This is a genomic window from Paenibacillus chitinolyticus NBRC 15660 (assembly GCF_000739915.1).
Lineage (GTDB): Bacteria > Bacillota > Bacilli > Paenibacillales > NBRC-103111 > Paenibacillus_F > Paenibacillus_F chitinolyticus.
The window spans coordinates 378,607-391,397 of the sequence record NZ_BBJT01000002.1; the positions used below are offsets into that span (position 1 = coordinate 378,607).

Below are 12,791 nucleotides of genomic sequence, written 5' to 3' on the forward strand. Positions count from 1 at the left end.
CCTAGTTTCATTATCTAAGCAATAGGCGATGGACTATAACATCTTTTTCCAATAATTATAGTAATTACCATAAAAAAGCTGTATACTACTATGTAGAAGATATTTACACAGATCCATACCGGACGCAATTGAAAAAACGGTGTTAAGCGAACCCCACGTGGACGCAGGATATAAAACTTATATGGCTACTATAGATTACTACGGTAATTAGTTTTTCGAAATAAGCAGTAAGGCGGTGGTAACGTTATGAAAACTCGTACCCAAAGAATAATGCTGACCACCCCTTTTACACTTGCAGTCCTTATGATTGCAATAAAAATAGATACCATTTTATATATTCTTGTGGGTACTTTTATTGTGGGTCCTGTTTGTGCTTGGGTCGGTAGAGGAACTAAAGAGGAATAGGTCAATACATCTTGTATTAGGTAACAAATAAAAGCCCTGTCCAATTGGATGGGGCTTGCTTGTTTATATATAGACTAGGTCTGTTCTAAAACACATCAGATTCCTTGATGAACGCGAAGCGATAGTGGAAAATGCGGGGGAATGCTGCGATTGTCGGATGCCGATTCAGGGACGGTGCCTGGCATGCGGGTGCCGCCCCGAATCGGTGTCTGGAGGTCAGAAAAGAACAGGCAGGCCGGTGAGCGAGCGCAGCTTTCCGTAGTTATAAACCAGCCGCTCCGGTTCAACCGCGAGCCGCAGGTCAGGCAGCCGCCGCAACAGCGTGCCGAAAGCGATCTGCCCTTCAAGGCGGGCAAGCGGAGCGCCGAGGCAGTGATGAATACCTTTGCCGAAGGCGAGATGTTCATTCTCTTCCCGGGTGATATCAAACGTATCCGCATCGGAAAATTTATGCGGGTCCACATTGGCGGCGGCAAGAGACAGCAGCACAATCTCGCCTTGGCGGATGACTTTGCCGTGCATGGCGATGTCCTCTCCGGCGAATCGGCTCGCGATGACAATAGGCCCCTCCATGCGCAGCATCTCTTCTACGGCACCCGGAAGAAGAGATGGAGTTTCCCGGAGCAGGCGCATTTGTCCCGGATGCCGAAGCAGCGCGAGCATGCCGTTGCCGATCAGGTTGACCGTCGTTTCATGTCCGGCGATGATAAGCAGCCAGATCGTCGAGAGAAGCTCGTTCTCGCTCAGCTTGTCGCCCTGCTCGTAAGCCTGGACAAGACCGCTCGTCACATCCGTGCCGGGATTGCGGCGTTTGTCGTCCAGCAGCGTCCGGATGTACCCGATGAACTCCTCCAGCGCCTCTTCCACCGCGGAACCTTGCCTTGGGTCCACTGCGGCATGCAGGAGCTTCTGAGTCCAGCCCCGGAAAAGGTTTCGGTCGGCCGCCGGTATCCCCAGCATCTCCGAGATGACGGTAATGGGCAACGGATAAGCGAAATCCGCGACAAGATCCATCCGGCCCCGCTCTTGGACGGTATCCAGAAGCTCGTCGGCGATCTGCTGGATGCGGGGACGCAGGCCCTCGATCATCTGCGGCGTAAAAGCTTTCGAAGCGAGCCTGCGCAGCCGGGTATGATCGGGCGGGTCAGCCGATAGCATATTCGGCATATTCCTCAACCATTCAAACAGTTTGCCCACATACGTGCTTGCCTCCGCTGCTTCCGGCTCGTTCTGCGGCACGTATTTCCTCATATCCTTGACCAACCGAGGATCTTTCAGCATCGCGGCCACATCATCGTGACGAAAAGCGATCCAGGCCCCTCCCATCCCGTAAAAATCATCCAAACGGATAAGAGACTCCTTCTGTGCGGCCAGCCGCTTATAGAACGAAATGATATCACGCATCGTTTCGGGCGAATTAAGATCGTCGCCAGTCATTTTTTCCATGGAATTACTCCCTTCTATAAAAAGCGAATAAGCGGAAAAACGGCAAACGTTTATGCGGAAAATATCGTGCTGCAGCCTTTTAAGTATGGTCCTGCGAGATTCCTTGACGGATCATTGCGCAGAACTCATTCATTTTCGTGAACATGTTTTCAATATATTCGTCATCGATGGCGCTAAGATCCGTGACCTCCGCGACGAACTTATTCTCGAAATGCTCCAGTGTAATCACAATCAGCTCAAATGCGTTCTTGCGGTCCACTCCGTTTCGAAGGGGCACTTTGTCAAATAACCGTTCCCACACCTCATACTTGGAAGCAAACACATGCCCGTATTTCTTGGCAATGTCCTCTTTCAGCTCTTCCGGGGTGGAATAATAGACCTCGTAAATCAATTTGATTTCGTCCGGATGCTTGCGGAAATAATCGAGTTTTTTACGGCTGTACGTATCAATCGCTTCAAAAAAATCCTCGTAGTCCGGAACGGTGTCCACCCGGAGTTCTTCCCTCGCCTTCTCGAAGCAGTGATCCAGCAAGCTGAGGTACAGCGTTTTTTTGCTTTTAAAATGGTGAAAAATCAGTGCCTTGGAAATTCCGGCCGCCTCCGCCAGCATTCCGGTCGAAGTGTCTTTGTACCCGTGGCGCGCGAAAACGGAAAGACAGGCTTCGAGAATCTCTTTTCTTGCGTAAAGTTGTATAGGCAACCGGTATCTTCCTTCCCTTATGCTAACCGATCGGTTAATAAAAGTGTATCGGATGCTGACCGGTTAGTCAATATAGAGAACGAGGCGATCCAAACAAAAAAACGGCCACAGGAAGGGCCGTTTTTTGGGGCTTTAAGGTGATTGCCTGGAGGGAGCGAGGCTATCGGTTTGCGGTTTGCGGTTTGCGGTTTGCGGTTTGCGGTTTGCGGTTTGCGGATTGTCGCTTGCCGCCTGCTGCTCGCGCATCCGCGAATTTTCGGAAACCGCAGCTAGATCCGGCTTTCCCAGGTTTCCGCAAGCAGTTCGGAGTTTATCCCGACGGCGGCCAGGGAACCGAGAGAAGCGGCCGTAATCGCCTGGTACATTTCGGATGCGGCATCGCCGGCGGAGAAGACGCCCGGTACGTTCGTTTTACCGAATGGATCGGCCACGACCGAGCCCCCTTCCGTCATGCGGCAGCCGATCTCACGCGGCAGATCCGAACCGGCAGCGAGTTTGGGCGCGAAGAAAATCCCTTTGCACGGGATTGCGCTGCCGTCTTCAAGCACAACCTGCTCCACCATACCGCCGGTCGATTCAATGCGCGCGATGGGAGCATCGAAAACCGGTATATGACGCGCCTTGAGTTCCTCGCGCTGCTCTTCCGTCAGCTCGTCGGGACCGTTGGTGCAGATCGTCAGCCGCTTCGACCAGCCGGAAACCGTCCGGGCCGAATGCAAGGCGGCACCTCCCTTGACGATCAGAACAAGGGGCTGGTCCCTTAGTTCCCATCCGTCGCAATAAGGGCAGACAAACGCGCTTTTGCCGTAAACGTCCGCTAAACCGCTAATATCGAGCGGAAGATCCTTTTTTCCTGCGGCGAAAAGAAGCTTTTTACTCGTGTAGACCGTTCCTTGCCCCGTGGTGATTTGAAAATTGCCGTCCGCCCCCGTGACCGTCACCGCTGAATCCGTAACGAAACGAACGGAAGGATACGCCGCAATCTGCTCCCTCGCAATACGCCGGAACTCCGCCGGGCTGATGCCGTCCCGGGTCAGAAAGCCGTGCGATTCGCGGGTAACCCGGTTGCGCGGACGCTCTTCGTCGATGATGACTACGCTTTTTCTTGCTCTGCCCAGTACGAGCGCCGCATTCAGCCCGGCAGGCCCCCCGCCGATAATGATGACATCGATTTGTTGTTCCATATTATCACCCTCCTGGACCTTTAATGTCCATAATTAGTCTGCAAGAAGTTTATGGCTTCTTGTTAATTCCCTTGCCGTTTCCGGCGGACGCCGAATCGAGAACGGATTGGATCGTGTGCGACCTTAGATAGTCGTTCAAATGCCGTTCGGCGCCTATCATCACTTTTTTGACCAGACACTCTCTGCTGCCCGTTCCGTCTGACGATTCAGGCTCCAAAACTTCCGATTCGAAAAACATCGGATGATGATCTTCGCTGATTTTGAAACATTCGTACATATGCTGACGTCCTTCGATCACCTGAATCACGTCGAGAAAAGTGATTTGATCGGTCTCACGCGCCAGTTCGTAACCGCCGCTTGCCCCAGGAACGGCACGTACGATACCGTCCTGCCGAAGCTTGGACATAATTTTGGACAAATAGCTTTCCGACACGCCGAGCCAGGCCGATAATTCCTTAATGCCTACATTGCGCCCGCGTTCCGTATGCGCCAGATGAATCAGTGCATGCAGAGCGTACCCTGTGCTTTTGGAAAATTGCATAATTTGGCTTGTACCTCCTTCCGGTGCGAATTTAAAAATGAGTGAGAAGTTGTAAGGAACTTTAGTCAACTTTAATTATGGATCTATAATATCCATATTATACAATGCCTCTCTGTTTGGCAAGCGGAAATACAGAATGAATCGCTGAGTACTCAATCGTTAACGCGCTAACTACCAAAAGTATAAACACTATGGTAAATTTAACCTGTAAGATTTAAGGGGGATTTCTTTCTATGAGATTAAACAAAACGGCGTTTATTTTTGTTTGGTTAATCGGGGCCGCGATTCTCTTTTACGGGATCGGAAAACTGGAATTGTATCTGAATGCCGAAAGTATCAAATCTGCCTATTCAATCATTCTCTTGTTCAGCGGCATCAAAATTATGTTGTATATGCTCACGGGTGTATACAGCGGCACGCTGTTCCTGACCAGTCAACTGACTGTTCACCGGGCCTTGTTTCTTGCCGTATTTATTCTGTTTTTCATTTTGAGCTTCTATCCGCTTCTGATATTCGCCGTACCTATGCCAATGACGGATTCCCTTATTCTCCATTACCAAGAGTTTGCGTTCATAGCAGGTTTATGCTTATTTATGTCGCTCTATAAATTCAGGGGAACCTCTGCTGTCCGCCCACAACCGGCAGGTGAACCCGCAAATGCAAATGACCGGACCGCAGGCTTCCGGGATTGACGGCAGCAACTGACTTTAGACCATAAAAAAGCACGCTCCCTTGTAAGAGCGCGCCTTTTGGGGGCCGTAAACTCAGTACCTAGCCGGTTCGGTCCGCCGGTTCCCTTCTAGCTTTCCCCGGCAAGCTTGCGGATCAAGTCAGGCAGCCAGTCATCCAGACGACGGAACGTATAGCCCGCTGCTTCGGCTTTGGACGTGTCCATGTACCAGGATTCCGGCACGCCGAACGGGGACATATGCTCTGCGTCCGTTTCGTCCTTAACGTGCGCCTGCTTGTTCAAGGCTTTCTCGATAAGGGAGACGATTTTACCTGGCGTAGTCTCTCCCTTGGAGCAGGCGTTGACGGGTCCTTCCAGCGCGGAAGTGCCGAGCCAGCCCAGGAAAGAAGCCGCCTCATCCGAGTCGATGAACGTCAGGAGCGCATCGCGGTTCGGGATCCCGAGCGGAAGTCCCTGCTTGATATGCTCGACATGAAAATGCAGCCTGCGCGTATAATCATCCGCACCCAGGACGATCGGGAACCGTACGGCCGCTGCCGGAAAAGGCGCTTTGCGGAACAAGACGGCTTCAACGAGCCGTTTGCCCTCCGCATAGTCCGGCTGGTCCGGGTAAACGGACGGCAGCGGATAGCCGTAAGGATCGAAATCGCTCTCTTTTTTGCGGGGACCTCCGAACGGGTAGACGCTTTTCGATGAGGTCACGATGTACCGGCCGGTGCGACCGGCAAACAACTGCACCGCTTGTTCCGAATCTTGAGGCGTGTAACAAATATTGTCGTAGACCACGTCGTAATCCGCAGACCCGATCACCTGACGCAGCGCAGCCGCATCCGTGCGGTCGGCATGAAGCCTTTTGACGTCCGGACCGAACGAATCGGCAGTATTGCCTCTCGTCAGGATGGTTACATCCGCCCCTCCGCAGAGCAAGTTCGCGGCCAGCTTTTTACCGAAAAAGCGTGTTCCGCCTAAAATAAGCACGTTTTGCATCGTCAATCCCCTCCTTTCGTAAATTTTACCATCTTCTTTCCCTAAATCTCAAAAAGAAAAGACTGCCTGTCGGCAGCCTTTGTTCAAGCAAGCAAACCTCTATTCCACAAGCTCCTCCACTTTCTCCGCCAAAAACAGCGAATAAATGCGCACGATAATGATTTTCAGCACAATGTAAGCGGGAATCGCCAGAATGACGCCCAGGATCCCCGCAATATCCCCGGCAACCAGAAGCAGAATGACGGTTGTCAGCGGATGGATATCCAGCCTTTTCCCGTAAATGTGAGGAGACAGCAGGTTTCCTTCGATTTGCTGGGCGATTACCGTCACTACGAGCACCCAGGCGACCATGGCGGGCGATACGGTAAAAGCGACGATAATCGTCGGGATAGCGCCGAGAATAGGCCCGATGTACGGAATGATATTCAAGATCGTAGCCGCAATGGCCAGCAGAAGCGAGTACGGAAGATCAATAATCAGAAACCCTATGTACAGCATAACGCCGAGCAAACTGGTAATGATGACGCGGCCCACGATAAACCCGCTAAGCGCAGAGTCGATGTTAGCGAGCACCTCTTTACCGTCCCGGCGGTAGCGTTTTGGAACGACAGTCAGAATCGAGGACGGGATATGCTCGCTCTCTTTCAGCATGTAATACAGAATGATCGGAACCGTCGCAATAATGATCACGAAATTCGTCAAGATCGAAATCACGTTGGACACATAGTCGGAAGCCGCCGTAATCCCCCGGTTCAAATACTCCGAGAGCTTCGTCGACAGATCCGATTCGCTTCCCGCGAACATGGAGAACATCCGGTTCTGCTGCAGCCTGCCTATCTGTTGTTTAAAATTCTCGATCAGTCCCGGAACCCCGTTCACGAAGTTTTCCACCTGATGCTGAAGGGTCGGCCACACGCCGACAACAAATACGATGACAATCGCACTCAGCACAAAATACACCAGAAGAATGGACAAGACTTTGTTCATTTTCCGGGATGTTAAGAACTGGATCACGGGGCGGAGCAGATAATAGAAAAAGCCCGCCATCATAAACGGAACGATCAAAATATTGATCATCGTGATCAAGGGGTTGAACACAAAGCTGATTTTACTGAAAAGCAGAATAATCAGAAGCACGGAGATAATTCCCAGACATACGCGGAAAAAACGGCTCTGAAGGTACATGTTCCTCTCCCCCTTTCCTTTTGACGGCAAGCGCCGAATTACGTTATGCCATACATTACCCGGATCGGAGGAAACTCAATAAAAGAAAAAACACAGACCGGGACTCGGAATTTTGCCGCCTCGTCAGGCCTGTGATAAAGTGAATTTGCACAGGAAAGACCTATTTTTTTCTTGCGGGAGGACATTCGATTTTATGGATTTGAAAAAACTGCATTATTTTATCGCAGTGGCGGAGGAGCTTCACTTCAACCGGGCCGCGAAAAAACTGAATATGACTCAGCCTCCGTTAAGTCAGCAAATCCAAGTCTTGGAGGAGGAACTCGGGGTTAAGCTGTTCGAGCGCACCAAGAGACAGGTTCGGCTGACTCCTGCAGGAACAGTGTTTTTAGAAGAGTCCAGAAACCTTGTCGCTCAACTGGAACAGTCCATCAAAAAAACACGGCTCGCCGGACAAGGAAAAATCGGGAATCTGTCCATCGCATTCGTGGATTCGGCTGTCGGCGGAACCATGGTCGATGTTTTAAAAGCGTTTCGCGAACGGTTTCCGGATGTTCAGCTTACGCTGACGGAAATGACAACCACCGGGCAGCTGCAAGCTCTGCACGAAGCCAAAATCGATGTCGGCTTCCTGCGTTCGGCTGACCCTTCCCCGCATGTAACCTCGAGGCTTTACACAAATGAATCCCTGCTTGCCGCATTGCCCGTCACGCACCGGTTAGCTAAACAAGAGTTCTTGTCCGTGCATTCTCTGGCAGATGAACCTTTTATTTTATTCCCGCGCGATAAAGGAGCTTCTTTTCATGATCTGATTCTTTATTTTTGCGGGAAGCATGGGTTTCAGCCCCGCATTGTCCAGGAGGCGGTTCAAATGTATACGATCGTTAATCTGGTAGCTGCCGGGATCGGGATTTCAATTGTTCCCTCTTCGGTATCCGCTTTTCGGCGAGAGGATGTCGTCTTCCGCTCCTTCAGTGAAGTAGCGCCGTCCGTTCCTCTTTATGCTTCTTGGAAAACGGACAGAAACGAAACGGTGCTGATGAATTTTCTGGACGTCCTGGAAGAAAAGACAGCCGGCGAGGTTTCCCGGATTTCCCATTGTTAACCGGTTTTGCTCGGATCAAATTCCGCAATGCCGCTCAGAATAAGATCGATTTGCCTCATGACCTCCGCGTCAAGCCGGACTCCCGCCGCCTTTACATTTTCTTGTACCTGCTCGGGCCTTGAGGCGCCGATAATAGCCGACGATACTTGCGGGTTTTGCAAAACCCAGGCCAGCGCGAGCTGCGGCATGGTCAAACCGGATTCTTCCGCCAGCGGACGGATCCGCCCGACGGCCTGGAGGACTTCGTTATTCAGCCACTGTCCAGCCAAACGATCGAAAAACGGGGCACCCGCTTCCGCCGAAGCGCGGGAACCTTCCGGCACCGGCTCGCCAGGTGCATATTTACCCGAAAGAATCCCCTGAGCCATCGGCGACCACACCACCTGTCCGATGCCTTCACGCTCGCAAGCCGGGATCACTTCGCCTTCAATCACACGCCACAGCATGGAATATTGGGGTTGACTCGCCGCGAAAGGAACGTGAAGTTCTCTTGCCAGAGCCGCACCTCGTTTGATCTGTTCCGCGGTCCACTCGCTGACTCCGATATATAGAACTTTCCCCTGACGGACGAGGTCCGAAAACGCTATAAAGGTTTCTTCGAGCGATACGTCCGAATCGAAACGGTGCGCGTAATACACATCGATATAATCCGTCTGCAATCTGCGCAAAGAAGCGTCGCACCCTTCCATGATATGTTTGCGGGACAATCCTCTATCGTTGGGACCGCTGCCCGTGGGATGGAAGACCTTCGTGCAGAGCTCTATGCTGTCACGCCGTATCCCCTTGAGAGACGTTCCCAGAACGGTTTCCGCTCTCGTCTCCGAATAAACATCCGCCGTGTCGAAAGTCGTGATCCCGGCATCCAGTGCGGCATTCACACAGGCCTGCGCCGTGCGGTCATCCACTTGGGCCCCGTGTGTGATCCAATTCCCAAGAGCCATTTCACTCACCGACAAGCCGCTTTTGCCCAGTTTTCTGTATTTCATTTTCTTTCCTCCCTCCCGTTTGAACCCGATTATAACAAGCTCCATTTGATCTTAAAAATATATAATAACCGATGGTTTAATATGTTTTTCCTATTTGTTTGGAGTCCCTAATAAAAAGACTGACCGCCCGGTTCCGGTGCGATCAGCCTCTTGCGCATACCGGTGCAAGTTACCTGCGTCTGCGCGTTATTCGTTCCGCTGCAAATCGCGCAAATCGCGCCATTTGATCAGCTTAATATTCTCTTTTGCAAGAATGAGGAAGGCTACGACTGGTCTTGAAGCTTCGCCGCAAAGCCGTTTATCAGCACGCCTAGTCCGAATTCGAACTCCTCCGCCCAATTCGTGTTCGTCGTATGAGAGGCAAGCCGAATCAAATGAGGAAACCGCTCTTCGGGAAGCTGCCTGAAAAAACGGCTGTACTGTTCACCAAGTTCCTCCGGCGTTGTCTGAACCCCACCGGCAAAAGCGTAAATTCTCGCTTCTTCGGCGGCGAATCCGAGCACGTAGTTTTTGACTATCGAAGCGATCCAAGGGATCTGATCGTCCTTAAATCCCGCCGTAACAAATAACCCGTACAGTTTCTCCATCTGCGTTAATCGTTCGTATCCTCCGCCAAGGCCGGAATTGAACAACTCCACCGCATCCCGGTGCGAAAGCAGAACGTGCTTGAATTGCTCCGCCCACGATATCAACTGCTTATTCCAAGGAAGCGACGAGTCCGGCCAAGCCATAGTCTCGCATATTTGATCCAGCAGCAGCTGCATCAGCTGTTCTTTATCTTTGACGTGATAATAAAGAGAGGCGGTTTTAACCTGAAGCTTATCCGCGATTTTTCGCATGCTCAGCTCTTTCAGGCCGCTTTCATTCAGAAGCTGAAGCGCCGTTTGGACAATCCGGTTCCGGTCCAGCGGAGTATGAAGATTTTCATCCTCATTACGCCCGGTTGGCGGATGAACCGAAACGGTCCGTTTTCTTGCCATAAAGCTCCCTCCTTTTTTACTTGACAAGTATAACATAGTCCTATATTCTAACACCATTAGATTATTCTAATGCCATTAGATAATAGTCGTTTTTGTTAAACCCGTTCTGTAACGGCTTCGGCATTCACCCCGTAAGCCGCACGTTAAATTACGTACCGAAGCCTGGATTAAATGAACCCAAAAGGAGAGAAAATCATGAAACTTAACCATTTGAATCTGTGTGTAAACGACTTGACGGAAGCCCGGCTTTTTTTCGAACAAATCTTTGACTTTCAGCTGCTCGGACAGAAAGGGGACGCCATTGCCGCCATGAGCGACGGTGAAGGATTCAGCCTCGTTCTCAGCAGTTTTTCTAAACCCGGCGCACAGCGTCCCGCCTACCCCAAAGACTTTCATCTCGGTTTTTACAGGGATACGCCGGAGGAAGTGGACGCTTTTTACAACCGGCTCCTCAGCTTCGGCATTCCGGTGGAACAAGGCCCCAGAAAGATCCGGAACGGCTACACCCTGTATTTTACCGCTCTGGACGGAATACTTTTCGAGGTTACGAGTTTTGCCGGTTAGTCTTAAAAGCTCCTCGGTTTCTTCTTTTGGGCGGAGTCTATCTTAAACAGGCGGTTCCGTCAGAATACGATACTTATGATCGTCGCCGACAGAAAGCTCACGAGAGCCGCTCCGTATAATAGCTTAAGCCCAAACCCCGCCACTACGTTGCCCTGCTTCTCGTTCAGCCCTTTAACGGCGCCGACGATCGTGCCGATCGATCCGAAGTTAGCGAACGAAATCAGGAATACGGACACGATAGCCCGGGTACGTTCACTGAAATCGTTTTGAATTTTCACAAAATCAAGCATAGCCACAAACTCGTTCGCCACTATTTTGGTCGCCATGACACTTCCCGCTTTTACGGCCTCGTGCCAAGGAACACCCATGAGGAAGGCGAACGGAGCGAGAACGTACCCGAGTATGTTTTGGAATGAAATTCCGAATACACTGCTGAAAATGCCGTTAATCATGGCGATGAGCGCAACAAACCCGACCAGCATGGCGCCGACGATTACGACAACTTTGAAGCCGTCCATAATATACTCGCCAAGCATTTCAAAAAACGTCTGTTTCGACTCGTCCCGGGCTTCCAAAATATCTTCTTCCGGCTTCACCTCGTACGGATTGATGATCGAGGCGATAATAAACCCGCCCAGAAGATTCAGCACCAATGCGGCCACCACATATTCCGGCTTCAACATCGTCATATAGGAACCGACAATCGACATGGATACCGTCGACATCGCTGACGCGCACAACGTATAGAGACGGTTTCTCGGGAGCAGCCCGATCTGTTTTTTGATCGAGATAAAGACTTCGTTCTGTCCCAGAATCGCGGAAGCGACCGCATTGTAAGATTCCAGTTTACCCATTCCGTTCACTTTACTTAAGGCAAGCCCGATATATTTGATAATAAAAGGCAAGATCCTGTAATACTGCAAGATTCCGATCAGAACGGACATGAATACGATAGGCATCAAGACGTGAAAGAAAAACGAGTGAATCCCTTCATTTACGACTCCGCCGAATACAAAATCCGTTCCTACGTTGGCAAAGCCGAGCAGCTTGGCAAACCCGTCCGCGAATCCTTTTACCAGAAATTCTCCAACGCCCGTTTTAAGCAAAATCAATCCTAAAATGATTTGCAGGGCAATCATCACGAGGACCGGCCGGTACTTGATTTTTTTCTTGTCCGAACTGACAAGCCACGCGAGCGACAAAATGACGATAAGGCCGATCAGAGCCAGTACGTATTTCATACGGTATCCTCAATAATCGTTTGCAAGGCGACTTCGGCCATCTGATTGAAGGATTGCTCGCTGTCTTTGTGCGCGGAACGTTCGTTTGTAAGAAGCTGACTGCCTACCGTCAAAATACTCAGCGCCTTCACTCCGTATTTGGCGGCAAGCGTATAAAGCGCGGTGCTTTCCATCTCGACGGCGAGAACGCCGAACTCCATAAACGTATGCAGCCTGTCGAGGGTATGGCGGTAAAATTCATCGGAATTGTAAACATTCCCGGCAAATACGTTGGCGCCGCTCCGCTTGGCTCCTTGATATGCCTGCATCAGCATGCCGAAATCGGCCGTGGGGGCGTAACTGCAGCCATGGAACATTTTGTCCGTCATGTTGCTGTCCGTGGAGACCGCTTGCGCCAGCACAAGATCGCGGATCTTAAGATTCGGCTGCATTGCGCCGCAGGTACCGATCCGGATCAGTTTCTTTGCTCCGTAATCCCGGATTAACTCCGTCACGTAAATGCTCATCGAAGGATTCCCCATGCCTGTACCTTGAACCGAAACGGGAACTCCTTTATATAACCCGGTATAGCCGTACATCCCTCGCACTTCGTTATGGCAGCGAACCTCATCCAGAAAATGCTCGGCCACGAATTTAGCGCGCATCGGATCTCCCGGCAGCAGGACGCGTTCGGCGATTTCTCCGGGTTTGGCTTCCAAGTGGATACTCATGTTGTGTTTCCTCCTCGATTGTCGTGAATCGGCGGTACGCAACCGCTTTCAACCACAGCATAAAAGAAA

Annotated in this window: 14 protein-coding genes; 4 read left to right on the top strand and 10 right to left on the bottom strand. The window is 51.1% G+C overall.

Features of this window, described 5'->3' with window-relative positions:
- Positions 1-246: 246 nt before the first annotated feature.
- A complete protein-coding gene (locus PCH01S_RS30180) occupies positions 247-405 on the top strand; it encodes a hypothetical protein (RefSeq protein ID WP_156972783.1) in 159 nt (52 codons plus the stop codon).
- A 216-nt stretch (positions 406-621) separates the two neighbouring features.
- On the opposite strand, the gene PCH01S_RS03400 is transcribed toward PCH01S_RS30180, so the two are convergent.
- From PCH01S_RS03400 to PCH01S_RS03415, 4 genes are all read right to left on the bottom strand, one after another.
- Positions 622-1,851 (bottom strand): cytochrome P450 family protein, encoded by a 1,230-nt coding sequence (locus PCH01S_RS03400; protein ID WP_042226827.1) that lies wholly within the window; start codon positions 1,849-1,851, stop codon positions 622-624.
- A 79-nt stretch (positions 1,852-1,930) separates the two neighbouring features.
- On the bottom strand, positions 1,931-2,551 hold the full coding sequence (locus PCH01S_RS03405) for a TetR/AcrR family transcriptional regulator (protein ID WP_042226830.1): 621 nt from the start codon (positions 2,549-2,551) through the stop codon (positions 1,931-1,933).
- A 269-nt stretch (positions 2,552-2,820) separates the two neighbouring features.
- Positions 2,821-3,735 carry an NAD(P)/FAD-dependent oxidoreductase gene (locus PCH01S_RS03410; RefSeq protein ID WP_042226833.1) on the bottom strand — a complete coding sequence of 305 codons (915 nt, stop codon included), beginning with the start codon at positions 3,733-3,735 and terminating at the stop codon, positions 2,821-2,823.
- A gap of 49 nt (positions 3,736-3,784) precedes the next feature.
- Positions 3,785-4,276, bottom strand: a complete 492-nt coding sequence (locus tag PCH01S_RS03415; protein ID WP_042226835.1) for an RrF2 family transcriptional regulator — start codon at positions 4,274-4,276, stop codon at positions 3,785-3,787.
- A 233-nt stretch (positions 4,277-4,509) separates the two neighbouring features.
- Here PCH01S_RS03415 and PCH01S_RS03420 point away from each other — a divergent pair, with 233 nt between their 5' ends.
- Positions 4,510-4,968, top strand: a complete 459-nt coding sequence (locus tag PCH01S_RS03420) for a hypothetical protein (protein ID WP_042226838.1) — start codon at positions 4,510-4,512, stop codon at positions 4,966-4,968.
- A 107-nt stretch (positions 4,969-5,075) separates the two neighbouring features.
- Here the strand turns inward: PCH01S_RS03420 and PCH01S_RS03425 are convergent, their stop codons facing one another.
- Positions 5,076-5,954 carry an NAD-dependent epimerase/dehydratase family protein gene (locus PCH01S_RS03425; protein WP_042226840.1) on the bottom strand — a complete coding sequence of 293 codons (879 nt, stop codon included), beginning with the start codon at positions 5,952-5,954 and terminating at the stop codon, positions 5,076-5,078.
- A 99-nt stretch (positions 5,955-6,053) separates the two neighbouring features.
- Positions 6,054-7,139 carry an AI-2E family transporter gene (locus tag PCH01S_RS03430; RefSeq protein ID WP_042226842.1) on the bottom strand — a complete coding sequence of 362 codons (1,086 nt, stop codon included), beginning with the start codon at positions 7,137-7,139 and terminating at the stop codon, positions 6,054-6,056.
- Positions 7,140-7,332: 193 nt separating this feature from the next.
- Between PCH01S_RS03430 and PCH01S_RS03435 the strand changes: the two genes are divergently transcribed.
- Positions 7,333-8,241 (top strand): LysR family transcriptional regulator, encoded by a 909-nt coding sequence (locus PCH01S_RS03435; protein WP_042226845.1) that lies wholly within the window; start codon positions 7,333-7,335, stop codon positions 8,239-8,241.
- Here the strand turns inward: PCH01S_RS03435 and PCH01S_RS03440 are convergent.
- Complete coding sequence (locus tag PCH01S_RS03440; protein ID WP_042226848.1) at positions 8,238-9,227, bottom strand: aldo/keto reductase family protein; 990 nt, start codon at positions 9,225-9,227, stop codon at positions 8,238-8,240. The two genes, PCH01S_RS03435 and PCH01S_RS03440, sit on opposite strands and share 4 nt — an antisense overlap.
- 263 nt (positions 9,228-9,490) lie before the next feature.
- Positions 9,491-10,207, bottom strand: a complete 717-nt coding sequence (locus PCH01S_RS03445; RefSeq protein ID WP_042226850.1) for a TetR/AcrR family transcriptional regulator C-terminal domain-containing protein — start codon at positions 10,205-10,207, stop codon at positions 9,491-9,493.
- A 195-nt stretch (positions 10,208-10,402) separates the two neighbouring features.
- Here PCH01S_RS03445 and PCH01S_RS03450 point away from each other — a divergent pair, with 195 nt between their 5' ends.
- Positions 10,403-10,771, top strand: coding sequence for a VOC family protein (locus PCH01S_RS03450; RefSeq protein WP_042226852.1), 369 nt, complete (start codon positions 10,403-10,405; stop codon positions 10,769-10,771).
- A gap of 59 nt (positions 10,772-10,830) precedes the next feature.
- Here PCH01S_RS03450 and PCH01S_RS03455 read toward each other — a convergent pair whose 3' ends face one another.
- Together PCH01S_RS03455 and deoD are read right to left on the bottom strand one after the other, a co-directional pair.
- The gene (locus tag PCH01S_RS03455; RefSeq protein WP_042226855.1) at positions 10,831-12,012 is read right to left on the bottom strand and encodes a NupC/NupG family nucleoside CNT transporter; all 1,182 of its coding nucleotides are present in this window, start codon (positions 12,010-12,012) and stop codon (positions 10,831-10,833) included.
- Entirely contained in the window at positions 12,009-12,722 is a 714-nt protein-coding gene (gene deoD, locus PCH01S_RS03460; RefSeq protein ID WP_042226858.1) for a purine-nucleoside phosphorylase, read from the bottom strand. The genes PCH01S_RS03455 and deoD overlap by 4 nt, the downstream gene beginning before the upstream one ends.
- Positions 12,723-12,791 lie beyond the last annotated feature (69 nt).